The sequence below is a fragment of the Actinomycetota bacterium genome (genome assembly GCA_040881665.1).
GTDB lineage: Bacteria > Actinomycetota > UBA4738 > UBA4738 > HRBIN12 > JBBDWR01.
Genome location: JBBECT010000007.1, coordinates 184,297 through 209,440, shown reverse-complemented (window position 1 = coordinate 209,440; position 25,144 = coordinate 184,297). Strand labels below are relative to the sequence as shown.

General features: G+C 69.0%; 24 protein-coding genes and 1 other RNA gene. 22 read left to right on the top strand and 3 right to left on the bottom strand.

Going from position 1 to position 25,144, the window contains the following annotated elements; genetic code table 11:
* The first annotated feature begins 58 nt into the window (after window positions 1–58).
* From WEF05_11215 to WEF05_11160, 12 genes are all read left to right on the top strand, one after another.
* Window positions 59–1,123, top strand: coding sequence for a L,D-transpeptidase family protein (locus WEF05_11215; GenBank protein ID MEX1102449.1), 1,065 nt, complete (start codon window positions 59–61; stop codon window positions 1,121–1,123).
* Between the two features lie 88 nt (window positions 1,124–1,211).
* Complete coding sequence (locus tag WEF05_11210) at window positions 1,212–1,508, top strand: DUF3499 family protein (GenBank protein ID MEX1102448.1); 297 nt, start codon at window positions 1,212–1,214, stop codon at window positions 1,506–1,508.
* A gap of 177 nt (window positions 1,509–1,685) precedes the next feature.
* Window positions 1,686–1,886 (top strand): hypothetical protein, encoded by a 201-nt coding sequence (locus WEF05_11205; GenBank protein MEX1102447.1) that lies wholly within the window; start codon window positions 1,686–1,688, stop codon window positions 1,884–1,886.
* Between the two features lie 132 nt (window positions 1,887–2,018).
* On the top strand, window positions 2,019–3,359 hold the full coding sequence (manB, locus tag WEF05_11200) for a phosphomannomutase/phosphoglucomutase (protein ID MEX1102446.1): 1,341 nt from the start codon (window positions 2,019–2,021) through the stop codon (window positions 3,357–3,359).
* A 72-nt stretch (window positions 3,360–3,431) separates the two neighbouring features.
* Window positions 3,432–3,617 (top strand): Trm112 family protein, encoded by a 186-nt coding sequence (locus tag WEF05_11195; GenBank protein ID MEX1102445.1) that lies wholly within the window; start codon window positions 3,432–3,434, stop codon window positions 3,615–3,617.
* The gene (locus tag WEF05_11190) at window positions 3,614–4,708 is read left to right on the top strand and encodes a bifunctional phosphoglucose/phosphomannose isomerase (protein ID MEX1102444.1); all 1,095 of its coding nucleotides are present in this window, start codon (window positions 3,614–3,616) and stop codon (window positions 4,706–4,708) included. Before WEF05_11195 ends, WEF05_11190 begins: the two co-directional genes overlap by 4 nt.
* Window positions 4,709–4,715: 7 nt before the next feature.
* Window positions 4,716–5,564, top strand: a complete 849-nt coding sequence (locus WEF05_11185) for a purine-nucleoside phosphorylase (protein ID MEX1102443.1) — start codon at window positions 4,716–4,718, stop codon at window positions 5,562–5,564.
* A 71-nt stretch (window positions 5,565–5,635) separates the two neighbouring features.
* A complete protein-coding gene (gene ahcY / locus WEF05_11180; GenBank protein MEX1102442.1) occupies window positions 5,636–6,892 on the top strand; it encodes an adenosylhomocysteinase in 1,257 nt (418 codons plus the stop codon).
* Between the two features lie 121 nt (window positions 6,893–7,013).
* On the top strand, window positions 7,014–7,646 hold the full coding sequence (locus WEF05_11175) for a hypothetical protein (GenBank protein ID MEX1102441.1): 633 nt from the start codon (window positions 7,014–7,016) through the stop codon (window positions 7,644–7,646).
* Between the two features lie 108 nt (window positions 7,647–7,754).
* Entirely contained in the window at window positions 7,755–8,522 is a 768-nt protein-coding gene (locus WEF05_11170) for a ComF family protein (protein MEX1102440.1), read from the top strand.
* Between the two features lie 200 nt (window positions 8,523–8,722).
* The gene (gene raiA, locus WEF05_11165) at window positions 8,723–9,082 is read left to right on the top strand and encodes a ribosome-associated translation inhibitor RaiA (protein MEX1102439.1); all 360 of its coding nucleotides are present in this window, start codon (window positions 8,723–8,725) and stop codon (window positions 9,080–9,082) included.
* 87 nt (window positions 9,083–9,169) lie between these two features.
* Entirely contained in the window at window positions 9,170–9,814 is a 645-nt protein-coding gene (locus WEF05_11160) for a response regulator transcription factor (protein ID MEX1102438.1), read from the top strand.
* On the opposite strand, the gene WEF05_11155 is transcribed toward WEF05_11160, so the two are convergent.
* On the bottom strand, window positions 9,807–10,430 hold the full coding sequence (locus WEF05_11155; protein MEX1102437.1) for a GNAT family N-acetyltransferase: 624 nt from the start codon (window positions 10,428–10,430) through the stop codon (window positions 9,807–9,809). The genes WEF05_11160 and WEF05_11155 overlap by 8 nt on opposite strands.
* A gap of 60 nt (window positions 10,431–10,490) precedes the next feature.
* Between WEF05_11155 and WEF05_11150 the strand changes: the two genes are divergently transcribed.
* From WEF05_11150 to WEF05_11130, 5 genes are all read left to right on the top strand, one after another.
* Complete coding sequence (locus tag WEF05_11150; protein ID MEX1102436.1) at window positions 10,491–11,741, top strand: MFS transporter; 1,251 nt, start codon at window positions 10,491–10,493, stop codon at window positions 11,739–11,741.
* Window positions 11,742–11,904: 163 nt separating this feature from the next.
* Window positions 11,905–12,537: a hypothetical protein gene (locus WEF05_11145; GenBank protein MEX1102435.1), complete on the top strand. Its 633-nt coding sequence runs from the start codon at window positions 11,905–11,907 to the stop codon at window positions 12,535–12,537.
* Window positions 12,538–12,637: 100 nt separating this feature from the next.
* Entirely contained in the window at window positions 12,638–15,337 is a 2,700-nt protein-coding gene (gene secA, locus WEF05_11140; GenBank protein MEX1102434.1) for a preprotein translocase subunit SecA, read from the top strand.
* Between the two features lie 43 nt (window positions 15,338–15,380).
* Window positions 15,381–16,494 (top strand): peptide chain release factor 2 gene (gene prfB, locus WEF05_11135; GenBank protein MEX1102433.1). Its coding sequence is split into 2 segments (ribosomal slippage): window positions 15,381–15,446 and window positions 15,448–16,494, totalling 1,113 coding nucleotides; the frame shifts between segments, so codons are not numbered across the junction.
* A gap of 51 nt (window positions 16,495–16,545) precedes the next feature.
* Complete coding sequence (locus tag WEF05_11130) at window positions 16,546–18,603, top strand: spermidine synthase (protein MEX1102432.1); 2,058 nt, start codon at window positions 16,546–16,548, stop codon at window positions 18,601–18,603.
* Here the strand turns inward: WEF05_11130 and WEF05_11125 are convergent.
* Window positions 18,600–21,035: a YfhO family protein gene (locus WEF05_11125; protein ID MEX1102431.1), complete on the bottom strand. Its 2,436-nt coding sequence runs from the start codon at window positions 21,033–21,035 to the stop codon at window positions 18,600–18,602. The genes WEF05_11130 and WEF05_11125 overlap by 4 nt on opposite strands.
* A 157-nt stretch (window positions 21,036–21,192) precedes the next feature.
* Here WEF05_11125 and ftsE point away from each other — a divergent pair, with 157 nt between their 5' ends.
* From ftsE to ssrA, 4 genes are all read left to right on the top strand, one after another.
* Window positions 21,193–21,870 (top strand): cell division ATP-binding protein FtsE, encoded by a 678-nt coding sequence (gene ftsE, locus WEF05_11120; protein MEX1102430.1) that lies wholly within the window; start codon window positions 21,193–21,195, stop codon window positions 21,868–21,870.
* The gene (ftsX, locus tag WEF05_11115) at window positions 21,871–22,746 is read left to right on the top strand and encodes a permease-like cell division protein FtsX (protein MEX1102429.1); all 876 of its coding nucleotides are present in this window, start codon (window positions 21,871–21,873) and stop codon (window positions 22,744–22,746) included.
* A gap of 11 nt (window positions 22,747–22,757) precedes the next feature.
* The gene (gene smpB, locus WEF05_11110) at window positions 22,758–23,234 is read left to right on the top strand and encodes an SsrA-binding protein SmpB (protein MEX1102428.1); all 477 of its coding nucleotides are present in this window, start codon (window positions 22,758–22,760) and stop codon (window positions 23,232–23,234) included.
* A 182-nt stretch (window positions 23,235–23,416) separates the two neighbouring features.
* Window positions 23,417–23,764, top strand: a transfer-messenger RNA (tmRNA) gene (gene ssrA / locus WEF05_11105).
* Between the two features lie 6 nt (window positions 23,765–23,770).
* On the opposite strand, the gene WEF05_11100 is transcribed toward ssrA, so the two are convergent.
* Complete coding sequence (locus tag WEF05_11100) at window positions 23,771–24,397, bottom strand: GrpB family protein (protein ID MEX1102427.1); 627 nt, start codon at window positions 24,395–24,397, stop codon at window positions 23,771–23,773.
* 102 nt (window positions 24,398–24,499) lie between these two features.
* On the opposite strand from WEF05_11100, the gene WEF05_11095 reads away from it, so the two are divergent.
* Window positions 24,500–25,135, top strand: a complete 636-nt coding sequence (locus tag WEF05_11095; protein MEX1102426.1) for a flavodoxin family protein — start codon at window positions 24,500–24,502, stop codon at window positions 25,133–25,135.
* The last annotated feature ends 9 nt before the right edge of the window (window positions 25,136–25,144 follow it).

Sequence of the window (25,144 nt, the reverse complement as noted above, 5' to 3'; positions counted from 1 at the left end):
GCCCGGTATCCTGGTCCGGTCGCCCCGCCCCGACCCCCTTCGTCCGAAAGGCCGCATCGTGAGCAAGGGCAAGCACGCCCGTTCCTCCGCTCGTCACCGCCGGCTGCTCGTCGTGCTCGCGGTGATCGGTGTCGCGGGGCTCGTTGCGGGCGGGACCGCGTTCGCAGCCGTCCGCTACGACAACAGCAACGCGAGCCGCCTGATGCCGGGTGTGACGGTTGCGGGCATCGATGTGGGCGAGATGACCCGCTCCGAGGCTGTCAAGGCCGTCAAGCGCGAGGCCAGGCGAACCCTCGAGGGTGAACTGACGGTCGAGGCCGGCGGTGAGTCATGGGTCGTCACGGCGTCGGATCTGGGGCTCAAGGCCAACATCTCCGGCGCGGTGGATCGTGCGATGCGCGCGAACAGCTCGATGGGACTGTTCTCACGGGTCTACCATCGGGTGACGGACGAACCCGTCGAGCGTGAGGTCGACCTCGGGTTCCGTTCGCGCAGGCAATCGATCGAGGTGTTCGTCGACGAGGTCGTCGGCGAGGTCACCGAGGACGCGACCGACGCGGCGGTCACGATGGAGGGCGACGACGTCGTCTTCCAGAAGGCGGTCGCGGGCCGGACAGTCGATGCCAAGCAGGCCGTCGCACAGGTGCGGCGTGCCCTGCTCGATCGAGAGCGCGGCGTTCGCCTGCCGGTCGAGAAGGTGGCACCCGAGGTCACCGAGGACAACCTCGGCTACACGCTCCTGGTGAGCAAGGCGCAGAACAAGCTGTTCGCCTACAAGGGTTTCGACGTGGTGAAGACCTACGGTGTCGCCACCGGCACGGCGGAGTTCCCCACTCCCTCCGGGGCGTTCGAGGTCATCAACAAGGTCGCGAACCCGACGTGGGTCAATCCCGCGCCGGACGGCTGGGGTTCCGGCTTGCCCGCCTCGATCGGTCCGGGACCGGGCAATCCGCTCGGCACGCGCGCGCTCTACCTCAACGCGCCGGGGATCCGGATCCACGGGACCTACTCGGAGAGTTCGATCGGCACCGCGGCGTCCCACGGGTGCATCCGGATGCGGATCGCCGAGTCCGAGCAGCTCTACGAGATCATCCCGATCGGCACGCCGGTCTACGTCTACTGATCTCCTGCCCGGCCCGTCGCATCCCGGCGGATCCCGACTTCTCTCGCACATGCTTGGAAATCACATGCCTGTGATCTAGCCTTCCCGCATGCGTACCTGCGCGAAGATGCGTTGCGAAGCGGGCGCGATCGCGACCGTCGCCCTGCGCTACGGGGAACGGGAGGTGCTGGTCGCCGACCTGACCCCCCAGCCCGATCGGAACCTCCTCGATCTGTGCGAGGAGCACATCCGCACGCTCAAGCCCCCGCTGGGCTGGCGGATCCGCGACGACCGGAACGTCCTAATCCTTCCCGACGTGGCCGCGTCCGAGGCCGGATCCGACCCCGAGCCCGCGGCTCCCTCCCCCGACGTCGGAACCGCGCCTTCCGCCGTCGAGAGCGCCTGACCAGCGGAGACGGCCCACCGGGGGAGACGCCAGGAGCGCCACGGCCGATGACTCGGTCCCCCGACCGGGGCCGCGCGCCATGGGTGCGGCCCATCGGAGAGGGGGCCCGCGGGGCCCCCGAGAAATGGGGCTGCTGAGCTATGGCCGTCGACGCCACGGCACGGAAGGATTGCCCGCATGGAAGAAGCGATCGCCCCCGAGCGGCTCTGCCCCCAGTGTGAACAGGGCGAGCTGATCACGATCGAGATGGCGGTCGGCGACCGGGACCTGTCGTTCACCACCTGCCACTTCTGCGAAGCGAAGTGGTGGCACAAGGACGGGGAGGATGCATCTCTCCAACAGGTGATCGGCACCGTGGTCGGAACCCGCTCAGCCTGAGCTCACGGTTCCCGCTCACCACCCTCGCGTCGTCGCCCTCTCGATCGTTCGTCGGCCCGCGCGTTGCGCGCGGGTCGTTCGTCGTCCCGACCCGATCCGGTCGGTCTGCGCCCGTCGAGTAGGATGCGGCGCGTGCCGGATCTGACCAGCATCTTCAAGGCCTACGACGTCCGCGGCGTCGTCCCCGACGAGCTCGATGAGGACGTCGCTCGCCGGATCGGTGCGGCCTTCGCAGCGTGGAGCGAAGCGCCGCGGATCGCGATCGGCCGCGACTGCCGGATCTCCTCCGCGTCGCTCGGTGCGGCGCTCGCGGAGGGCGCGACCTCCCGCGGAGCCGATGTCGTCGATCTCGGCCTCGCCTCGACGGACCTCCTCTACTTCGCCTCGGGAGCACTCGATGTCCCGGGGCTGATGCTCACCGCCAGCCACAACCCGCCCCGGTACAACGGCATCAAGTTCTGCCTCGCCGGCGCGAAGCCGGTCTCGGCGGACACCGGGCTGGAGCAGGTCCGTGCCCTCGCCGAGCGCGACCCCCAGCCCGCATCGGTCCCTGCGCCCGGATCGGTACAGGAGATGGACATGCTCGGCCGGTACGTGGATCACGTGGTGTCGTTCATCGATCCGGCCGCGATCCGCCCACTGCGCATCGTGGCCGACACGGCCAACGGGATGGGTGGGCTCGTCGTACCCGCCGTCCTCGAGCGGATCCCGGTCGAGCTCGTGCACCTGTTCCCCGAACTCGACGGGACGTTCCCGAACCACCCCGCCGATCCGATCAACCCCGAGAACCAGAAGGATCTGAAGGCGGCGGTGCTCGAGCACGGTGCCGATATCGGGTTGGCGTTCGACGGCGACGCGGATCGCGTGTTCCTGATCGACGAGGCGGCCGGGGACGTGTCGGGCTCGCTGGTCACCGCGCTCGTGGCCGGAGCGATGCTGGAGCAGGAACCCGGAGCGGAGGTCGTCTACAACCTGATCTGCAGCTGGACCGTGCCGGAGGTGATCCGCGAGCACGGGGGGAAGCCGGTCCGTACGCGCGTGGGCCATTCCTACATCAAGGCGGTGATGGCCGAGACGGGAGCGATCTTCGGGGGCGAGCATTCCGGTCACTACTACTTCCGCGACAACTACCGGGCCGATTCGGGGCTGATCGCCGCGGTGGTCGTACTCGCGCGGCTGTCGGCGACCGAGGCCCCGCTCTCCGAACTCCTGCTGCCGCTCCGCCGCTACCACGACTCGGGCGAGATCAACTCCGAGGTGACCGATCAGCAGGGCAAGATCACCGAGATCGCCACGAGATTGTCGGACGGGCGGCAGGACCGACTCGACGGCCTGACGGTAGAGTTCGAGGACTGGTGGTGCAACGTGCGGCCGTCGAACACCGAACCGCTACTGCGGTTGAACGTCGAAGCGAGGACGGAGCCACTTCTCGAGCAGAAGACGGCCGAGGTCCTCGGCGTGATCCGCGGCTGACGTCGCGACCGTTTGCGAGAGACCGCTCGCCGGTCCCCGATCGCGTTTGACCGCGGCGGAAAGGAGCAATCGATGGCGCTCGACCCCAAGCTGATGGAGATCCTCGCCTGCCCCAACTGCCACGGCGAGGTGGAGGAACGCGACGCCGAGCAGGTGATCGTCTGCCTGTCGTGCGGGTACCGATACCCGATCCGCGATCAGATCCCGGTGATGCTGATCGACGAGGCCGAAAAGCCGCCCGAGGGTCGCAAGAAGTGACGGCTCCGGTCCCCGCCCCCGGGGAGCCGGTCGGCGACCTCGACGATCTCGAGGCGCTCCGCGCCGCGGATCCCTCGGGCATGCTCGACCGCGTCACGCAACTGCCCGCCGACGCGCGCGCCGGGTACGCGGCCGGCCGGGCCGTCGAGGGGTTGCCGATGATCGACGACGTGTCGTCGATCGTGGTCTGCGGCATGGGGGGATCCGCCGTGGCGGGCGATCTGGTGCGATCGGTCTTCCGTGACCGGCTCACGGTTCCGTTCGAGGTCGTGCGGGGCCCGCAGCTCCCCGCCTACGTCGGACACCACAGCCTCGTGGTGTGTTCCTCGTACTCGGGGAACACCGCGGAGACGCTGTCGTGCTTCTCCGAGGCCCAGGAACGGGGGGCGCGGGTCCTCGCGATCACCAGCGGAGGACGGCTCGGAGCGGCTGCGGGCAACCTCGGCGTGGCGACCACGGCCCTGCCTCCCGGCTACCAACCTCGCGCGGCGCTCGGCCAGCTGGCGTTCGGCCTGCTCGGGATGCTCGAGGAGGCCGGGTGGCTCCCGTCGACGCTCGAGGCGGACGTGGAGGAGACCGCGCGGGTGCTCGAGGGCCTGGCCGCGCGTCTCGGCCCGACCGCCACCGGGGAGACGAACCTCGCGAAGGACCTCGCCCGGCGGATCGGCCGGCGGACGCCGGTGATCTGGGGAGCGGAGGACATCGGGTCGGTCGCCGCGATGCGGTGGAAGACCCAGATGAACGAGAACGGCAAGACCCCCGCGTTCTCTTCGGCGTTGCCCGAACTGGACCACAACGAGGTCGTCGGGTGGACGGCGGGGACGGGTGACGGGTTCTTCCTGATCGGGTTGCGCGTCGCGGACGAACATCCCGAGGTCGCGCCGCGGTTCCCCTTGTCGATCGACATCGCCGAAGGTGCGGGCCTGGTCACCGAGGAGATCGTTGCGACCGGCGCGACGGCGCTCTCGCAGCTGTGTTCGTTGATCCTCACGGGCGACTTCGCGAGCGTGTACCTCGGCATCCTTCGGGGGTTCGATCCGACCCCGGTCGAGGTGATCGATCGGCTCAAGGCCTCCCTCACGGGCGCGTGAGCGGCCCGTGACGACCCGCGAGGCGCTGCCGGGACCCGGTGACCGGCTCGCGGAGCAGGCCGCAGCCGCGCTCCGCGAGCGGGTCGGACTCGGCGCCGCGTTCTCTCCCCGGGTGGCGATCGTGACGGGGTCCGGACTCGCGTCGGTGCTCGCGAGGGTCGAGCCTGCCGCGGAGGTCGCGTACGCGGACCTGCCCGGGTTCCCCGAGCCGACCGTTCCCGGCCACGACGGGCGGGTCGTCGCCGGCTCCTTCGCGGGGGTCGAGGTCGTCGCGTTCGTCGGTCGGTTCCACCTTTACGAAGGGCATCCTCCGGCGGTGCCGGCGCTGTTGCCGCGTGTCGCCCACGCGCTCGGAGCCGATGTGCTCGTCTTGACGGCGGCGGTGGGCGCCGTGTCCGAGGGGCTCGCGCCCGGGTCGGTGGTCGTGCTGCGCGATCACCTCAACTTCCTCGGTGTCGATCCCCTCGCAGGATGGCGCTCGCCCGAGGGAGGCCCGGCGTTCGTCGAGCTCGCGGGCGTCTACGACCCCGAGCTCGGAGCCTCCGCCCTCGAACATGCGACCTCGCGGGCGGTCGCCGTCAGCTACGGCGTCTACGCTGCCGTCCATGGCCCGAGCTACGAGACGCCCGCGGAGGGCATGTTCCTTCGGGGTGCGGGAGCCGACGTCGTGGGGATGTCGGTGGTCCCGGAGTCGGTTCCGGCGCATGCCTTGGGGATGCGGGTCCTCGGACTCGCGTGCGTGACGAACGCGGCCGGGACAGCCGTGGACCACGCGGATGTGGTACGGGTGTCGGAGGCAACCGGGCACACGATCGCCGAGATCCTCGCCGACGTGCTCCCGCAGCTCGGGGGGTGAGCACCACGACCGTGCCGTAGGTCGTGCGCCGATCCTTCGGCCGCCATGGCCGAGACGACGAAGGGAGCATCATGGACCGAGACATCGCAGACGCCGGGCTCGCCGGTGAGGGACGCCAGCGCATCGAGTGGGCCGCCGGTGAGATGCCGGTCCTCGGACTGATCCGGGAACGCTTCGAGAAGGAGAAGCCTCTCGAGGGCATCCGGATCGCCGCATGCCTGCACGTGACGAGCGAGACCGCCAACCTGATGGAAGCGCTCGCGGCCGGAGGCGCCGACGTCTCCTTGTGCGCGTCGAACCCGCTGTCGACCCAGGACGACGTCGCGGCGGCCCTCGCCGAGCAGGGCGGCATCGCGACCTACGCGGTCAAGGGAGAGGACACGCCGACCTTCTTCCGGCACATCGACGCCGTGCTCGACCGCCGGCCGCAGATCACGATGGACGATGGTGCAGACATGGTGAGCGTTCTGCACAAGCAGCGCGCCGATCAGCTCTCAGAGATCTTGGGTGGCACCGAGGAGACCACGACGGGGGTGATCCGGCTCCGCGCGATGGCCGAGGACGGCGCGTTGAAGTACCCGATCGTCAGCGTCAACGACGCGGATACCAAGCACCTGTTCGACAATCGGTTCGGGACCGGCCAATCGACGATCGACGCGATCATGCGCGCGACGAACCGCTTGCTGGCCGGGAAAACGATCGTCGTGTGCGGCTACGGCATGTGCGGCCGCGGGGTCGCATCCCGCGCGCGCGGGATGGGCGCCAAAGTCGTCGTCACGGAGGTCGAACCCGTCATCGCCCTCGAGGCCGCGATGGAGGGCTACCAGGTGATGCCGCTGCGCGAGGCCGCGCGGATCGGCGACATCTTCGTGACCGTCACCGGTGACACGAGCGTGATCCGCCGAGAGCACGTCGAGCTGATGCGCGATGGTGCGATCCTGGCGAACTCCGGTCACTTCGATGTCGAGATCGACAAGGCGGCGTTGGAGGACCTCGCCACAGCGACCCGGCGGGTCCGCGGCTCGGTCGACGAATACGTGATGGCCGACGGCCGGCGTGTGTACCTGCTCGGGGAGGGCAGGCTCGTGAACCTGTCCGCGGCCGAGGGGCACCCGGCCGCGGTGATGGACATGTCGTTCGCCAACCAGGCCCTGTCGGCCGAATGGGTCGTGCGCAACGCGGAGGGATTGGCCCCTGCGGTCCACCCGGTACCGAAGGAGATCGACCGGGAGGTCGCTCGCCTCAAGCTGCACGCGATGGGCATCGAGATCGACGTGCTCACCGACGAGCAGGAGCGCTATCTCCATAGCTGGGAGCAGGGAACCTGAGCCGGAGGCGCGGCGAGGCGCTGGTCGGTTCGCTCCGAGCGATCTCGTCGGTGCAGTTTCGGCGACCGGGCTATGCTCCGGGCGTGCGAACGGGACGGAGCATCGGACGGGGACGGGACTGATGGATCCCCTGTCTGCCATCTCGATCCGCTCGCACTTCGACCGGTTCCCGGCCACCATCAAGGGGGCGTTCGTGCTCGGCGGGGTCGACGGTGACCCTCACCAGGTCTCGATCGCCGAGGCGCGGCTCGCGCCCGTCGGCGGCCGTGGAAGCTCGATCGACCTCGCGCCCGCGATCGTCGATGTCGCTCCCGGGCTCGATGTATTCGTTCCGTTCGAGTTCCAGATCGCCGACCTCCCACCGGGGTGGTACGGCCTGGAGTGCGAGGCCGCCGTCGACGGGGTGACCGCGACGTTCCCGGGCGGCAAGCGGTTCTGCGTGGCGTGGCCGCGGGCGGCAACCCGGCGCGGAGCCGTCGAGCTCGGAACGGTGCTGGCCGCCTCCGGGGGCAAGATCACGGTCGAGCGTGTCGAACTCGCCGGCGATCACTCCACCGTGCATGCCGCGGTCGATCCGCCGGAGCCCCCGCGCCTCACCGTGCGAGTCGACGGGGCCCCCCTACCCGTGCTCGACACGACGATCGACGAAGAGACCGGCCGCGGGGCCCTCACCGTCTATCCCGTCCTGCGGACGCAGGCCGCGATGCGCATCGAGGTTCCCGGCGGCGACGGGATCGACATCCGCCTGCCCTGACCCGGGGTCTGGGGTCTCAAGCAGTGAGCGAGCGTCAGCGAGCGAACGTAGACCCCAGCGCGGACGGTCGACCCCTCCGCGTCGGTGGCGGGTCCTAGGGTAGGGGCGATGGTCGCGGTGCTCGATGCTCTGTTCCCGCCCCGCTGTGCGGGATGCGGTCGCGGATCCTGGCCGTTCTGCGACTCCTGCCGGGCACGGCTCCGCCCGATCGCGCCGCCCTGGTGCGCGCGCTGCGGCCGCCCGACCGAACGCCCCCTGCAGGCCTGCGCCCTGTGTCCGCCGCCGCCGGTCGATCGCGCCCGCGCTCCGCTGTTGTTCCGCGGGCCGGCTCGCACCGCGATCCACAAGCTGAAGTTTGCCGGATGGCGAACGGTGGCCGAGGCGCTGGCCGCCGCGATGCGGACGATGGTCGACGGCGAGCACGACGCCGTCTGCTGGGTTCCGTCCTCCCGCGCCCGGAGAGCCCGGCGTGGCTACGACCAGGCCGGTGCGCTCGCCGATCGACTCGCCCGGTTGCTCGAGATGCCGACGTGTCCGGCGATCCGGCGGGTCGCCGATCCTGGCCCGCAAGCCCGGCGTGGGGGAGCCGAACGTCGCGCGGCGATGCGGGGGGCGTTCGCGGTCGTCGGAAGCACGCCCGACCGCGTATTGCTCGTCGATGACGTGCTCACGACCGGGGCGACGGCGGGGGCGTGTGCGGAGGTCCTCGCCGCATCCGGCGTACGCGAGATCGTGCTTATCACCGCCGTTCGGGCGATCCCCGGACGGCTACCCGCTCGCTATACTCGGCGAGATGGCGCTCGTCCGGGTCTGTGGTTGCCCGGGGAACAGATCCCCGGTAGTCGATGCCAGCCGCGGGCGAAACGACCCACGTAAGGTGACGATTGGTCGCTGAGCATGGCGCGGTTTAGAAGTAAGTCCTGCCCCGAGCGGCCTCGTGTCGCTCGGGAGAGGGCGGCGAAGGTGTCCGACCGACACCGATCCCCCCGGCAGGCGAGTGTGGGGTCAAAGACCAGGTCAGCCGGACGAGCGCCGCTTCCGATCCCGGCCGAGCACGATCCTCGAGGAGGCGCGCGATGGATCTCCAGCTGAAGGGCCGGGGTCTCCGGCTCACCGACCAGCACCGCCGGGCCGTCGATCGCAAGCGTGAGCGCCTCGAGCGGCTAGAGCCTCGCGCCGTTCGGCTCGAGGTCGAGATCATCGCGGAGAAGAATCCGCGCCTGGACGGGACGAAGCGAGCGGAGGCCAGCTTGGTGATCCCGCGCAAGACCTTCCGGGCACATGCCGATGGGCCCGACGTGCAGACCGCCCTCAGCCGTGCTGAGAGCAAGCTCGAACGGCAGATCCGCGACCATCACACGAAACGCCGGGCTCGTATGTCCCGGACCGCCAATCGTCTAGAATCCGCAGGCAACACCCGCTCGACGCCGGAGTAGGGCGACCCCGAGCAGGTGGGCGACGAGGGGGCTCGCGTGGCGTCGAAGCAACAGGGATCAGGCAAGTCGTCCGAGGCGTTGCGCGTCATGGTCGTCGACGATCACGCGCTGTTCCGGCGGGGTCTGGAGATGGTCCTCGGCGCCGAACCGGACCTCGATCTCGTCGGTGAAGCCTCCGACGGGCAAGAGGCCGTCCAGCGCGCACAAGAGCTGATGCCCGACGTGATCCTGATGGACGTCCGGATGCCGAAGCGTTCCGGGATCGAGGCGACGAGCCAGATCCGTGATGCGCTGCCGCACGCGAAGATCCTGATGCTCACGATCTCCGACGACGAGGCCGACCTGTACGAAGCGATCAAGGCCGGCGCCGCGGGCTACCTGCTGAAGGAGATCCCGATCGAGGAGGTCGCCGAGGCGATCCGTTCCGTCTGGGCGGGTCAGTCCCGCATCTCACCGTCGATGGCGAGCAAGCTCCTCAACGAGTTCGCGGCGATGAGCAAGGCGGCCGACGAGCGCCCCGCGATGCCGACGCCCAAGCTCACCGATCGCGAGATGGAGGTCCTGAAGCTCGTCGCGAAGGGGATGAACAACCGCGACATCGCCAAGGAACTGTTCATCTCGGAGAACACCGTGAAGAACCACATCCGCAACATCCTCGAGAAGCTCCACCTGCACTCCCGGATGGAGGCGGTCGTCTATGCCGTCCGGGAGAAGATGATCGAGATCAACTGAGATCGCCGCCCCGCCGCGGGTCCGCCCGATCCGCGGGACGCCACATCCCCCACAGGGTCGGTCCGTCGGGAACGCTCACCTCGCCCGAGGTCGTGAGCCCGAGACGGGCGTAGATCGGAAGGTTCTCCGCGGTTCCCGTCTCCAGGTACGTCGCCGTGCCGTCCCGATCCGCCGCCGCGAGTCCCGGTTCGATCACCGCTCGGCCCAACCCCGTTCCCCATCGGTCCGGATCCACGCCCACGATCCCGAGGTACCAATGTCGGTCCGGTGGATGCATCGGCGCCGCGCGCTCCTCGAAGCTGTCGAGCCGGGCGAGCTCCTCGGGGGTGAAGTTCGACGTGGCGGCCTCCCATCGGCCGTCAACCCATGCGTCACCGAGCCGGTTCCCGCCGGGCGGATCCCACGACGACACCGCCGAGAGGTCCTCGGTGATCAGGACGAGGCCCCCCTCGAGGCGCACGTCGATCAGGAAGCCGAAGAACGCCCGGCTCCGATCCGGATACGTGGTGTCGTCGGGGAAGAACCACCGCACGACCGGATCCGCGGCGAACGCACGCGTGAGCGTCTCCACGGCTCGCACCCGGTCGGAGACGCTCGCCGGTCGCACGGTCGTCATGACGCCGCATCCTAGCGGGGTGGGTGCGGCGGGCGACCCGGCCGGATAACCTCGCGCTCGATGCGAGCCGAGCAGAGATCGAGCGGAGATCGGGCGCGACTTGTCCGTCGCACCACCGTGCTGTTGGCCGTCGCGCAGGGTCTGCTGTACGCGACGCTCCCGATCCTGCTCGCCGTCGGGTCCCTCGCGGCGGAGGACTTCACGGGCCGAGCGACCGCGGCGGGTGTGTTGGCGGCCACCTACTTCGCGTCGGCGGCCGTGGGTGCCTTCGTGATCGGTCGCTGGATGGACCGGGCCGGCCGCCGCCGCGGCTTGATGCTCGGCTATGCGCTCGTGGCGGTCGGAGGCGTGGTCGCGATCGCCGGATCCGCCGCCGGTTCGTTCGCTGCTCTCGAGGTCTCCGCGATCCCGTTCGGGATCGGCGCCGGCGCGGCCCTGCTGGGCCGCCTGGCCGTCGCCGACATCTACCCTCCCGAGCGGCGGGGGCGAGCGGTGGGCCTGCTGCTCGCCGCGAGCACGGTCGGAGCCGTCGGATCGCCGCCCTTGATCGCCCTCGTACAACGCGTCGGCGAGGACGCCTTCGGGTTCGATCCGCTCGTGACCCCGTGGGGGCTGGTTCCGCTGTTCGCTCTCGGCGGGATGGTCTGTGTGTTCGCGGTGCGACCCGATCCACGCGAGCTCGCGGTCGGTGGCGGGCCCGCCGACGGACCGCGGCGAGGTCCCCGTACGCTGCTCCGGCTGCGGCCGTTCCGGGCCGCGGTGGTCGCGGGCTCGATCGGCCAAGCCGCGATGATCGCGGTGATGAGTGTCGCGGCTCTCGTCGTGCACGACCACGGCGGCGGAGGGTTCGCGATCTCCGGGACGCTCAGCCTGCACTTCGTCGGGATGTTCGCGTTCATGCCGCTCGTCGGGCTCGCGCTGGACCGCTGGGGTCGGCGTCGCGGTCTCCTCGTCGGTGCGGCGCTCTCGATCGTCGGCGCGCCCGTCGGCTCGCTCGCCCCCGAACCCTGGGTCGTCGCCGTCGGGCTGTTCCTGGTGGGCCTGGGCTGGGCGTTCGCCTATCTCGGGGCGACCACGGTCGTCAGCGACATCACCTCACCCGCCGAGCGCGGCGGGGCACTCGGGTTCACCGATCTGCTCGTGTCCGCGGCGTCGGCCGTCGGCGGGCTCGGCGGTGGCGTTCTCCTGGATATCGCCAGCTTCCGCTCGCTCACGATCGTCGTCGCCGTCGCGCTCGTTCCGGTCTTGCTCGTCGTCGCTCCCCTGCGGGAAAGCGCTCCAGGAGAGTTCGCTCCCGCCGGATCCGGCTGAGCGCGGGGGGAACCGATCGGCGTCCGCGAGGCGTCCTTCGATCGTGTTCCCCTGGGTTCTCCGCGTTGCTCTCGTATCGGTCCTCGTCTGGGGGGTCCCCCTGGCGAGCGCGGCCGCGGCCGGCTTCTCCCCAGCGTCTCACCAGCGAGGGGCGCGACGTCTCGTGCCGCTGACGTTCCCCAACGGAACCCATGCGGTCGCCGTGCTTCCCGCAGCCGAGACGGTCGGAACCCTCGCGGAACCGACCGTCTCGTACCTGTACAAGAGGGATCGCTCGCCGCGGTACGTGATCGGATTCACCCCCCACCGACCACGGATCGTCCGCCGTTCCCGTGATGAGGTCGTGGATCGCCTCCGAACCCGCAACGGGCACCTCGCGACCGTCTGGGACGTCGACGACGATCCGGGCGACGCGTGGGACGTCGCGTTCGCCCTGCTGGTCCGGACCCGTGGCTGGACGGTGGAGGTTCAGGTCCGGCCGGGAAACGAGGGGGCCCGTGTGGCCCGGCACCTCGGTGTCTGGACGACGCCACGAGGGTTCCCGCGCGTGCATCTGGGCGGACCCTTCCGGCTGTCGGACGAGTCGGGCGAGGGAGGAGGCTCGGCGATCGGCCTCCACTTCCCCGCTGGCTGGGTCGACCTCTCCGTCGGCGAGAGCTGTGCCGGGCTGCCCGAACGTCGGTGCGACGGGGCGAACGACGAGGCCGTTGCCGCCACGGTGTACGGGTTCGAGCGTTCGGACGCCCAGGTCCTGCGGCTGCGGACGAGCATTCGCCGCGTTCGAGCGCCCCGGTAGCCCCGCTTCGGATCTTCGGGGAGATCGGCGACCGCGGGTAGGATGGGTGGGTGCTCCGTGGGACATCTCCCGCGTGCGGCTATCCGACCAGGAGCGATAGGTGCCAGTTCTCGACAGGTTCACCACGATCGGCGAAGGGCGCAAACGCAAGGGCCTGGAGTCCCAGGCGGCGATCGCCTCGACGTTCGAGCCCGAAGTGGAGGACCTGACCGACGCCGAGCTCGCCCACAAGACCGTGGAGTTCCGAGAGCGGTTCGACAACGGTGAGTCGGTCGACGACCTGCTGCCGGAGGCGTTCGCCGCGGTCCGCGAGGCAGCCAGGCGCACGATCGGACAGCGTCCCTATGACGTGCAGGTGATGGGCGCGGTCGCCTTGCACGAGGGCAACATCGCCGAAATGAAGACCGGTGAGGGCAAGACCCTGACCTCGACGATGCCGGCATACCTCAACGCGCTCACCGGCGAGGGCGTGCACATCGTCACCGTGAACGACTATCTGGCCAAGCGAGACTCCGAATGGATGGGTGGGGTGCACCGTGCGCTCGGCCTGCACGTCGGGCTGATCCAGTCGAGCATGCGCCCCGAGGAGCGCCGTCCGCAGTACGCGGCCGACATCACCTACGGGACGAACAACGAGTTCGGGTTCGACTATCTGCGCGACAACATGGCGATGCGGGCCGAGGAGATGGTCCAGCGTGGTCACCACTACGCGATCGTGGACGAGGTCGACTCGATCCTGATCGACGAGGCGCGAACGCCCCTGATAATCAGCGGCATGGTGCAAGACAGCGCGAAGTGGTACACGACCTTCGCCCGGATCGCCCCCCGGCTCAAGCGCGACGAGGATTACGAGGTCGACGAGGCCAAGCACACCGTCGCCGTGACCGAGTCGGGGGTCGCGAAGGTCGAGGAGATCCTGCAGCTCGACAACCTCTACGAGCACGTCCACACGCCGCTCGTGCACCACATGCAGAACGCGCTCCGCGCGAAGGAGCTCTACAAGCGCGACGTCCAGTACCTCGTCGACAGCGGCGAGGTGAAGATCGTCGACGAGTTCACCGGCCGCGTGCTCGAGGGACGACGCTACTCCGAGGGGCTGCACCAGGCGATCGAGGCGAAGGAGGGCGTCCGGATCAAGGAGGAGAACCAGACGCTGGCCACGATCACGATCCAGAACTACTTCAAGATGTACGACAAGCTCGCCGGTATGACGGGAACGGCGAAGACCCAGATGACCGAGTTCGAGGCGACCTACAAGCTCGGTGTCACCGAGATCCCGACGAACATGCCGATGGTCCGAGACGACCGGCAGGATCTGATCTACAAGAGCGAAGACGCGAAGTGGACCGCGGTCGCCGAGGACATCGCGGTCCGCAACGAGGCGGGACAGCCCGTCCTGGTCGGTACCGTGTCGATCGAGAAGTCCGAGATCCTCGCGCGCTACCTGTCCAAGCGCGGCGTTCCCCACAACGTGTTGAACGCGAAGAACCACGAGCGGGAGGCGACGATCGTTGCCCAGGCGGGCAGGATCGGCGCGGTGACCGTCGCGACCAACATGGCCGGGCGCGGTGTCGACATCCTGCTCGGCGGCAACCCCGAGTACCTCGCGCGCCAGGAGATGGCCGCTCGCGACTGGGACAACGACGCGTACCTGCTGTTCGAGATCGACGAGGAGGAGCGCGCGGCCTACGAGGCCGAGTATCAGCCGATCAACGACAAGCTCAAGGCCCAGACCGACGCGGAGCACGATCAGGTCGTCGAGCTGGGGGGCCTGTACGTGCTCGGGACGGAGCGGCACGAGTCCCGACGGATCGACAACCAGCTGCGTGGGCGGTCGGGACGCCAGGGTGACCCGGGCGAGTCGCTGTTCTACCTCTCGCTCGAAGACGACCTGATGCGGATGTTCGCCTCCGATCGCGTGGCCTCGATCATGGGCCGCCTGAAATGGCCCGACGACGAGCCGATCGTCGCGAAGATGGTCACCCGGGCCGTCGAGAACGCCCAGAAGCAGATCGAGGAGCTCAACTACGAGCGGCGCAAGAACGTCGTGAAGTACGACGACGTGATGAACACCCAACGCACGGTGATCTACGGCGAGCGTCAGAAGATCCTCCAGGGGCACGATCTCGGCGACGAGTCGCGCGAGATGGTGGCCGACGTCGTCGGGACGGTGATCGAGACGTACTGCCCCGCCGACGTGTTCCCCGAGGACTGGGACGTCGACGCGATGCACGCTCAGCTCGCCGAGATCTTCCCGGTGTCCTCGAGCGTCGAGCAGCTCCGTGAGGTCGAAGATCCGGTCGAGATGCAGGAGCGCGTGCTCGGAGAGGCGCTCGAGGCCTACGCGGCGAAGGAGCAGCACGTCGGCACGGACACGATGCGCGAGCTCGAGCGGATGGTGCTGCTCAACATCATCGATACGAAGTGGCGCGAGCACCTCTACGAGATGGACTACCTGCAGGAGGGCATCCATCTGCGCGCGTACGGGCAGAAGGACCCCCTTACCGAGTACCAGCGCGAGGCCTTCGGGATGTTCGAGGAACTCACCGGCGCCCTCCGCGAGGACTTCGTGAAGTACATCTACCGGGTCGAGCTCGTGCGCCAGGACGAGACCGCCCGGGCGCAGCCCAAGCGGGTCCAGGAGAACCGCAGCGAGGACGACGGCTCGTCCTCCGCCGCGGTCGCCGACCCGAACACGGGCGCCGCTCCCCAGGCCAAGAGCGACAAGACGCCTCGCAACGCCCCCTGCCCCTGCGGCTCGGGCAAGAAGTACAAGAAGTGCCACGGCGCCACCGCCTGACCATCGCGAGGACGCTGCCCCCGACGTATAGGATGCTCACTCCATGAGCGAGTCGACCGAACGCATCGCGAAGCTGCGCGAACGTGCCACGGCCGCGAAGGAGTTCCTTTGACGTCGAGGGCAAGCGCGCCCAGGCCGCGGGGCTCGAGTCCGAGGCAGCCGATCCTTCGCTGTGGAGCGACCCCGCGCGCGGCCAGGAGCTGACCTCCCGCCTCGCGCGGCTCAAGCAGATCGTCACGCGCTCGGACGAGCTGACCGCACGGATCGACGACGCGAACGCGATGGCCGAGCTGCTCGATGACGAATCCGACGCCGACCTCGCGGCGGAGCTCGCCTCGGGACTCCGAAAGCTCGAGGCCGATCTCGACAAGCTCGAGCTCGCGGCCCTGCTCGGCGGCGAATACGACGGTCATGACGCGATCGCGACGATCCACGCGGGCGCCGGCGGAACCGAGTCCCAGGACTGGGCGGAGATGCTGCTGCGGATGTACCTGCGGTGGGCCGAGCGCAACGGGTTCACCGCCGAGATCGACGAGCAGAACTACGGCGAGGAAGCCGGCGTGAAGTCCGCGACGTTGACCGTGAAGGGCACGAACGCCTACGGGCTGCTCTCCGCCGAGCGCGGGGTGCACCGCCTCGTCCGGATCTCACCGTTCGACGCGCAGAAACGGCGCCATACGAGCTTCGCGAGCCTCGACGTGATCCCGGCGCTGGAGGCCGGCGACCTCGACGACATCGAGATCGATCCGAAGGACCTCCGGATCGACGTCTATCGCTCGAGCGGACCGGGCGGCCAGTCGGTGAACACGACGGACTCGGCCGTTCGGATCACCCACCTTCCGACCGGGATCGTCGCAGCGTGCCAGAACGAGCGTTCCCAGCTCCAGAACCGCGCGGTGGCGATGCAGATCCTGAAGGCGCGGCTGGCCGACCTGATGCGTCAGGAGCAGGCGGACAAGCTCGACGAGCTCCGCGGCGAGCGACGCGACGTCGACTTCGGTTCGCAGATCCGCTCGTACGTATTGGCCCCGTACCAGATGGTCAAGGATCACCGCACCGAGTTCGAGGTCGGAGATCCTCAACGGGTCCTCGACGGGGACATCGACGGCTTCATCGAGGCCGAGCTGCGCCGGCGAGCCGGCGAGCACACCTCGTAGCGGCCGATCGCAAGCATTGTCGGCGGGGGTTGCTCCGGAGATACTCCCTCCGTGCCCGGGGCGACGGATCGATCCGCGGACCGCAACGCCCTCATCGGGGCCAGCTTCCTTATGCTGTTCGTCGAGCTCGCCCTGATCCGGTGGTCGTCGGCGAACGTCGTCTACCTCGCGTACTTCACGAACTTCGTGCTGCTCGCGAGCTTCCTCGGGATCGGCGTCGGGTTCCTGCGAGCGCGCGAGGATCGGGACGGGTTCCGTGCGGCCCCCGTCGCGCTCGCGGTGCTCGTGTCGTTCCTGCTCCTGCTTCCCGCTCAGGTCGGGCGGGACGAGAGCGGGGAACGCGTCTTCGAGGGGTTGTTCGGGATGTTCGCCCTCCCGATCTGGATCACCCTGCCCCTGATCTTCATCGGCGTGACCGTGGTGCTTGCGTGCGTCGCCGAGGGTGTCGCCCGCCTGTTCGCGCGGTTCGAGCCGCTCGAGGCCTACCGGTTCGACATCCTCGGGAGCCTATGCGGGATCGCGGGGTTCTCGGTCCTGTCGTTCCTGCACGCGCCGCCGCTCGTCTGGGGCGTGTTGATCGCCGCGCTGTTCGCGTGGTTGTTGCGCGGTCGGCTCGGCCGCGCCCAGTGGATCTCGCTCGCGGTCGTGGTCGTGGTGTTCGGGATCGGGTCGCTCCCCGCGTTCGGAACCTGGTCTCCGTACTACCGCGTGACCACGAGCAGCCGGGCCGCGGACGGCGGTGTCGGGATCGAGGTCAACGGCCTGCCGCATCAATCCAGCCTGTCCCTGGAACGGATCGAACGCGATCAGCCGTTCTACTTCCACGCGTACGAGCACCTCGAGGGCAACCCACTCGAGGACGTCCTCGTGATCGGTGCGGGGAACGGCAATGACGTCGCCGTGGCCCTGGAGCAGGGAGCCGGTCACGTCGATGCCGTCGAGATCGATCCGGTCCTGCAGGACATCGGGCGCGAACACCACCCGAACCATCCCTACCAGGACCCGCGCGTCACCCCGCACGTGAACGACGGTCGCGCGTTCCTCGAGCGCACGGACTCCCGCTACGACCTGATCGTGCTCGCCCTGCCCGACTCCCTCACGCTCGTCTCGGGCCAGGGATCGCTGCGGCTCGAGAGCTACCTGTTCACCGAGGAGGCGATCGCGACCGCCCGTGAGCACCTGGAGCCTGGCGGCGCGTTCACGATGTACAACTACTACCGCCCGTTCGTGTTCGAGCGGTTCGCCGGCACGATGGCGAAGGTGTTCGGGCACGAACCGTGCTTCGACGCCGGCGAGGACAGCCTCGGTGTCCGCCGGCAGGCCGTCCTCACCTCGACGGTCGATCCGGCGGACCTCGCGTGCACGACCCGATGGGCGGCGTCCGGCGTCGTCCCCGAGCCGGCGACCGATGATCACCCGTTCCCGTACGTCCAGGGTCGCTCGATCCCGTCCTTCTACGTGATCTCGCTGCTGGCGATCCTCGTCGGCTCGGTCCTCGTCGTTCGGTTCGGCGCCGGCGCACAGCTCGGGCCGATGCGCAGCTACCTCGACCTGTTCTTCATGGGCGTCGCGTTCCTGCTGCTGGAAACGAAGAACGTCGTCCAGTTCGCGCTGCTGTTCGGAACGACATGGTTCGTGAACTCGCTCGTGTTCGCCGGCATCCTGCTCTCGGTCTACCTGGCGATAGAGCTCGCACGGCGCTCGAAGCTCCCGCCGCCCGGGGTGCTGTACGCGGTGCTGCTCGTCTGCCTCGCCGTCGCGTGGACGGTACGGCCCGACGCGCTGCTCGAGCTGTCTGGGGTGCCGCGGTTCCTCGCGGCCTCGGCGCTCGCGTTCGCACCGGTGTTCGTGGCGAACCTGATCTTCTCCCAGCGGTTCCGCAACGTCGGGGCCTCGACCGTCGCGTTCGGCGCCAACCTGCTCGGGGCGATGGCCGGCGGCGTGCTCGAGTACGCCTCGATCATCCTCGGCTACCGCAACCTGCTGTTCGTCGTCGCGGCGCTGTACGGACTGGCGTTCGTGTTCGGGCGTCGTCACCTGGGCGAGCGCCATCTCGCGCCGGAACCGCCGGGCGAGCACGTGCGCGCGGACGCGACCGGTCGCCGCTAGACCTCGAGCGTCGCCCGGCGACGGCGTTCCGCCACGACGGCTCCGAGCCCTGCGGCGAGCAGCGCGAGCCAGACGAGGCCGGAAGTCACGATGCCGCGACCGACCGCCGGGTCGCGATAGGTGAGCCGGATCTCATGCCGGCCGGGCGGAACCGGCACGCCCATCAGGAAGTGATCGGTCCGGAGCACCGCCGCCGCCGCTCCGTCGACGGTCGCGCTCCATCCCTCGTCCCAGTTCGTGCGGACCACGACGAGCGCGTCGGCTCCCGTATCGACGGCGATCCGAACGTCCTCGGGTGTCCGCTCGTCGATCGAGGTGACGGCCCCCCCCGCGGAACCCTCGCCCGGCTCGGGCTCGAACCCGGGATCGGTCTCGACGACCGCCTCCAGGGCGGGATCGAAGCCGCCGGTGAGCACGGCGTCCAGGGATGCGCCGCTCCCGTCGACGACCTGCACGTCGGTGACGACCGAGACCAGCGGCTGCCACCCTTCGATCTCGTAGAGGTCGTAGCCGTCGTCGCGGCGCACGAGCCGCGCCGGGACGCTCGGTCCCTGACCCTCGGCGACGATCAGGTAGCGCGCACCGAGCAACCGAAGGTCCTCGATCGTCGGCTCGTTGAGGACCGACGCGTTGTAGAAGGTCGTCAGCGGGTTCGTCGCACGGATGTAGGTCCAGTAGCCGGCGGGTTGGACCGGGTTGTAGCCCAGCACGTCGCGCGCGCCGAACAGGGTGCCCCGTTCGTTCGCCATCGACGGCCAATCGCGCGGTTCCTGCGCCCAGAGATAGCCCTTCACGTAGTAGGCGGCGGGCCGGACCCAGGTCAGGTAGCGGTCGGGCGAGTCGGCAAGGACGGCGCCGATCTCGCCCGGGTCCAGGAAGTCCCGCTCCGGGACCTCCGGTGCGCGCAGTGGGCCCGGGACGAGGTTCGGGCGGTCGGGGCCCTCCAAGCCGAGGTAGATCGTTCCACCCTCGTAGACCTGCGAATAGGTGGCGCTGCCGATCAGCTCGACCGCGAGGACGAGCGGAACCGCCACGACCGCCCAGCGCTTGCGCTGACCGACCGCCAGCAGCACGGGAACCGCGATCGCGATCCCGACCGCGAGCGATCCGAACCGTACCGGCTCCGCGTGGGCCAGCAGGGGAACGGCGAGCCAGAGGAGGACGCCCGCGGCCAGCCACCGGGCCGCGATGCGCCACGGGAGGGGCCGGTCGATCAGCGCCTGGAGCCCGACGGCGCCGAGGGCGGGGATCACGAGATAGGCGAGGTATCGCAGCCGCCCCGGGTTGTGCAGGTATACGTCGCCGAACGGCAGCTGGAGAACGAAGCTGCGGAACGCGTCCGCGGTCACGAGGACGTTGAGCGTCGCGACGTACGCGACCGCGCCGGCGACGCCGAGACCCCAGACGAGCGCGCGGTGACGCCGTGTCCGCAGGGCGGCCGGCACGCACAGCAGGACGAGTGCTCCGACGTAGGCGCCCGGCGATGCGCCGAGGGCGAACGGCCATCCGCTCCACACGCCGTTCGTCATGATCGGCCGTCCGCCGAGGCGGTCGCGTCCCAGCGGTTCGGCCAGTGCGTTGTACCCGTCCCCGAGGCTCGAGCGCGCGATGTAGTCCAGGCGAGGAAGGAAGATCGCGAGGTTCGCGAGCGGCAGAACGACGAGGAACGCGACCACGACCCCGGCCGCTCGCCAGCCGGTGCGATCGTCGGCCCGCGCGTCCTTCACCGCGTGTGCGATGAGGTAGGCGGTCACGAGGAGGGTGCAGACCGCGAGGCCGTGGCTCATGTGGGCGTTCGCGACCTGGCCCCATCCGAACGCCGCGAGACCCAGCCAGGCGACACGACGCGAGAGCCGGTCGGTGCGCATGTATCCGGCCGCGCCGACCAGGACGACGGTCGTCCACGCGATCGCACCGGCGAACGGCAGCGAGATCGCGACGGCCGAGGCCGCGAGGGCGATCGCGATCGAGGCCCCGCCCACGGTGGCCGCCGGCCGCCCGAGGCGCTCGAGTCGAAGGAACGCGAACATGCCGAGCCCGGCGAGCAACGGGTTCCACACGATGTAGGCGCGCATCGCCGCCCCGGGGGAGAGCATGGAGAACAGCAGCATCGGCGGCAGGTAGAGCCAGCCCGACTGTGGATCGGCGACGTACGGAGCGCCCGCGAAGTGGAAGGGGTTCCACAGCGGCACGTGACCCTCGGCGAGAGACCGGCCCAGGAACGACAGGCGGGGCAGGATGAACGACAAGATGTCGGAGTGCTGGTTCGTCAGCGCCGTGTCGAAGACGAACGCGCGCATCGCGAACACCGTCAGGACGACGATCAGTGCCGGCCCGGCGGCGGCGAGGGCGACGCGGCGCAGGCGATCGCGGGCCTCGGGCGCCACGGGAGCCTGCGCGGGACGCTCGACGGGATCGGCGGTTGCGCGCACGGTCCACCAGCCTACGCGACACCGTCTCGACGGTTCTGGCCTGCGGCGATGGCCTCGTGACGAAGCTGTGGAGCCTCCCCGATGCCCGCAGGACCGCTGGTAGACTCGGTTCCCGCACGCCCCCGCCGTCGACACACTCAGGGACTTCTTCCACGACATGATCAGTCTTCAGCACGTCACGAAGGTCTATAAGGGCAATATCCTCGCGTTGGACGACGTCACCGTCGACATCGACAAGGGTGAGTTCGTCTTCGTCGTCGGGCCGTCCGGTTCGGGCAAGTCGACGATGATGCGGTTGCTGCTCAAAGAAGAGCATCCGTCGAACGGCGCGATCTACGTCGCGGGCAAGAACCTCGACAAGCTGACACCCTGGCGGGTCCCGTACCTGCGCCGCAACATCGGTACGGTGTTCCAGGACTTCAAGCTGCTGCAGGACAAGACGGTGTTCGAGAACGTCTCGTTCGCACTCGATGTGATCGGCAAGCAGAAGACCGTGATCGACCAGCGCGTTCCCGAGATCCTCGACTACGTGGGGCTGGGGGACAAGCTGAACAACTACCCCGACGAGCTGTCCGGCGGCGAGCAGCAGCGCGTGTCGATCGCGCGCGCCTGCGTCAACCGGCCGCTCGTGCTGCTGGCCGACGAGCCCACGGGGAACCTCGATCCCCAGACCTCCGTGGACATCATGCGGCTGCTCGACAAGGTCAACCGGATCGGCACCACCGTCGTGATGGCCACCCACGACCAGGCGATCGTCGACGCGATGCGACGCCGGGTGATCGAGCTCGAGGACGGCCATGTCGTCCGCGACCAGGCGCGCGGGGTCTACAGCTAGATGGCGCGCCTCGACTACTATTTCCGGGAGACCGTTACCGGCCTGCGCCGCAACGGTCTCGTCGTATTCGCCGCGATCTCCACGGCCTTCATCGCCCTGCTGCTGCTCGGCATGGCGCTGCTGATCCGCCAAGAGGTCGACCTCATCATCGCGGACACCACGGGCCGGGTCGAGGTGGTCGTCTACCTGCAGGACGATCTCGGACAGGACGCCCAACAGCGGCTGAACGAGCTGCTGACCGGCCTCTCGGTGGTTTCCGAGGTGGCGTACGAATCGAAGGAGGACGCGTACGAGCGGGCCGTCGCGCTGTTCGGCCAGGAGTCAGCGATCATCGCCAACGTCTCGGAAGATGCGTTCCCCGCGTCGTTCCGGGTCAAGCTCACCGAACCCGAGGACTACAAGGTCGTGGTCGCCGCGGTCGACGGGCAGCCGGGGATCCTCCGTGTCTCCGCGCAGCAGGAGGTGGTCGACCGGTTGTTGGCGGTCACCAGTCTGTTCCGCGACGGCGTGCTGATCCTGGCGTTCGTGATGCTGATCGCCTCGGCGATCCTGATCGCGAACACCGTCCGCATGGGGCTGTTCGCGCGGCGGCGGGAGATCGGGATCATGAAGCTCGTCGGGGCCACGAACTGGCGGATCAGGGTGCCGTTCCTGATCGAGGGAGTGATCGAAGGGCTGGTGGGGGCCGCCCTGGCGATCGGGGTGCTCTTCGTCGCCAAGACGATCTTCATCGATCCCCTCTACGACAGCATCCAGTTCGTGAAGTGGATCCAAACCTCGGACGTGCTCGCGACGATCCCGCTGATGCTTATCGCGGGCGTCGTGGTGTCGCTGGCCGCGAGCGTGCTCGCGATGCGCCGGTTCCTCGACGTCTAGGGGGTTGCCTCGTGTCGCGGGGCAAGACTGCCGCCGCGGGGGAGAAGACCGTCGTCTCCAACCGCAAGGCCGGCCACGACTACGAGATCCTCGAGCGCCTCGAGGCCGGCATGCAGCTCACCGGGCAAGAGGTCAAGTCGCTGCGGGGAGGCCACGGCTCGCTCACCGAGGCCTACGCCCGGGTCCGTGATGGGGAGCTGTGGCTCGAGGGCATGCACATCCCCCCCTACGAACAGGGGGACAAGCGCGCCTACGATCCTGTACGGCCGCGCAAGCTGCTGATCCATCGCGGCGAGATCGAGCGGCTGATCGGCAAACAGGCCGAGAAGGGCCTCTCGCTGGTCCCGATGCGGGTCTACTTCACGCACGGGATCGCGAAGCTCGAGCTGGGGCTCGGCAAGGGGCGGCGAGCTTTCGAGAAACGCGAGGCGATCGCGAAGCGCGAGCACGACCGCGAGATGCAGCAGGAGCTCGGCCGTCGCCGCTGACCCCCCGGGGACAGATACCCAAGGTATCCCTTGGTTCTGGGGATCGACCACCATGCTATTGCTTGGATTCGCGCTGCACGAGCCAGATGCCGACGGTTCAAGGCACTCCTGTGAGTTCGCACGCGGCTGACCGCTCAGGGGGGTGGGGCGGGTAGTCGTATACTGCCCAGACAACTGAATATGGGGGTGTACTGGCTTCGACCTGGGCGGATACCCGCCAGGGGAAGCGGGCCGAGATCCCGGATGTCTCGTTAAACGCCGGACCTTAAGAAGCGCCAACGAAGACTACGCGCTCGCTGCTTAATAACTAAGTAGCCATCCGCCCCGGCATGTCTGCGGCCGGGGATCGGGTGTCGTGAGCAGACTCACGATTGCGGTTCCGCCTGGGGGCCGCGACCGGACATCGCTCCCGGGCTAGCCGAGGGCCCCTCCGCCGGTGGGAGGCCCGAGGTGAAACTCACCACCGGATGCGCCCGGAGAATCCCTGGCAGGTCGTTCAGGCACGCGGGTTCGACTCCCGCCACCTCCAAGAGCGCTCAGTCCTTGCGCCTGAGCGTTGTTGGAGGTGCCGTAGGGACCCGGCGCAGGATCCGTTCGACGACCGCCGACTTCGCGTCCGCGTAGTCCTGGACGTAGGTCCATCGGCGGGCGGCGAGTTCGCGCTTGGCCTGTTCGTACAGCTCCCGGTCGTCGGCGTCGGAGCGAAGGCGATCGCGGAAGCGGAGCATCCGCTCGATCTCTTCGCATCCCTCCGAGAAGACGTGGACGTTGCTGTCCAGGGCCGGGCCCTTGGCCGGGCCCTTGAGGACGCGGTGCTCGTACCAGTCCGGCTCGCGTATCCGCAGGACGTACCCGGCCGCTTCCAGGGGAGGGACGTAGGCCGGTTCGACCGACGAGTCCTCGACGGCCACCAGGACGTCGATGATCGGCTTCGCGGCGAGCCCGGGGACCGACGTCGATCCGACGTGCTCGATCCGGAGGGCTCGCGTCCCGAGCGCCTTGCGCAGATGTCGACCCTCCTCCGCGAAGACGGCCGGCCATCGAGGGTCCGCGGGAGACAGGTGGATCGGTCCGTCGACCCTGGTCGGCTGGCCGACCGTGATGTCGCGGACGCTGTGCAGCCTCGGCGCTCCGATCCCTTCGCGGTCGTGGTCCGGCGTCACGCCCCAACGGTACCGTGCCTGGTCACACTGTCGTCGATCGCGCGCTACCCTGCGCGGCGACCCAACCGGAGGGAGTCCGACGTGGCCGACCTGCGTGCCGTGATGCTGAACTGCACCCTGAAGAAGTCTCCCGAGATCTCGAACACAGAGGCGTTGATGCACAACGTCAAGCACTGGTGGGACGGGATGGGCGTCGAGACCGAGATCGTGCGGGTCGTTGACTTCGACGTGCCCTTCGGCGTCTCCTCCGATGAGGGACACGGCGATGAGTGGCCGCAGCTGCTGGCAAAGGTCAAGGTGGCCGACATCCTCTGCATCGGCACCCCGATCTGGTTCGGGGTCCGGGGGAGCGTCGCCCAGATGGTGATCGAACGGCTCGACGGTACATACAACGAGCGCAACGCCGTGGGCCAATACCCCCTCTACAACAAGGTTGGCTGCGTCGTGGTCACGGGGAACGAGGACGGGGCGCACGCCGCGGCCGAGACCACCCTGTTCAACCTCTCGCATCTAGGTCTGACGATCCCGCCGAACGCGGACACATACTGGGTCGGTGATGCGGGTCCCGGTCCCAGCTACATCGAGGCCGGCGGACCGGACCACGAGTACACGAAGCGCACCACGCGATGGATGGCGCACAACGCGGTCCACATGGCGCGCATCCTGAAAGCGAACCCGATCCCTCCCGAGGGGAACACATTCGACGAGGAGACGCAGCATTCACTCCACAACGGGTAGGTATGCAGT

Bases quoted from the DNA above. Each gene is read 5' to 3' on its own strand.
- WEF05_11210 (MEX1102448.1), top strand. From the start codon at position 1,212: ATGCGTACCTGCGCGAAGATGCGTTGCGAAGCGGGCGCGATCGCGACC.
- WEF05_11205 (MEX1102447.1), top strand. From the start codon at position 1,686: ATGGAAGAAGCGATCGCCCCCGAGCGGCTCTGCCCCCAGTGTGAACAG.
- WEF05_11195 (MEX1102445.1), top strand. From the start codon at position 3,432: ATGGCGCTCGACCCCAAGCTGATGGAGATCCTCGCCTGCCCCAACTGC.
- ahcY (MEX1102442.1), top strand. From the start codon at position 5,636: ATGGACCGAGACATCGCAGACGCCGGGCTCGCCGGTGAGGGACGCCAG.
- WEF05_11175 (MEX1102441.1), top strand. From the start codon at position 7,014: ATGGATCCCCTGTCTGCCATCTCGATCCGCTCGCACTTCGACCGGTTC.
- WEF05_11170 (MEX1102440.1), top strand. From the start codon at position 7,755: ATGGTCGCGGTGCTCGATGCTCTGTTCCCGCCCCGCTGTGCGGGATGC.
- raiA (MEX1102439.1), top strand. From the start codon at position 8,723: ATGGATCTCCAGCTGAAGGGCCGGGGTCTCCGGCTCACCGACCAGCAC.
- WEF05_11160 (MEX1102438.1), top strand. From the start codon at position 9,170: ATGGTCGTCGACGATCACGCGCTGTTCCGGCGGGGTCTGGAGATGGTC.
- WEF05_11155 (MEX1102437.1), bottom strand. From the start codon at position 10,430: ATGACGACCGTGCGACCGGCGAGCGTCTCCGACCGGGTGCGAGCCGTG.
- WEF05_11150 (MEX1102436.1), top strand. From the start codon at position 10,491: ATGCGAGCCGAGCAGAGATCGAGCGGAGATCGGGCGCGACTTGTCCGT.
- ftsE (MEX1102430.1), top strand. From the start codon at position 21,193: ATGATCAGTCTTCAGCACGTCACGAAGGTCTATAAGGGCAATATCCTC.
- ftsX (MEX1102429.1), top strand. From the start codon at position 21,871: ATGGCGCGCCTCGACTACTATTTCCGGGAGACCGTTACCGGCCTGCGC.
- WEF05_11095 (MEX1102426.1), top strand. From the start codon at position 24,500: ATGCTGAACTGCACCCTGAAGAAGTCTCCCGAGATCTCGAACACAGAG.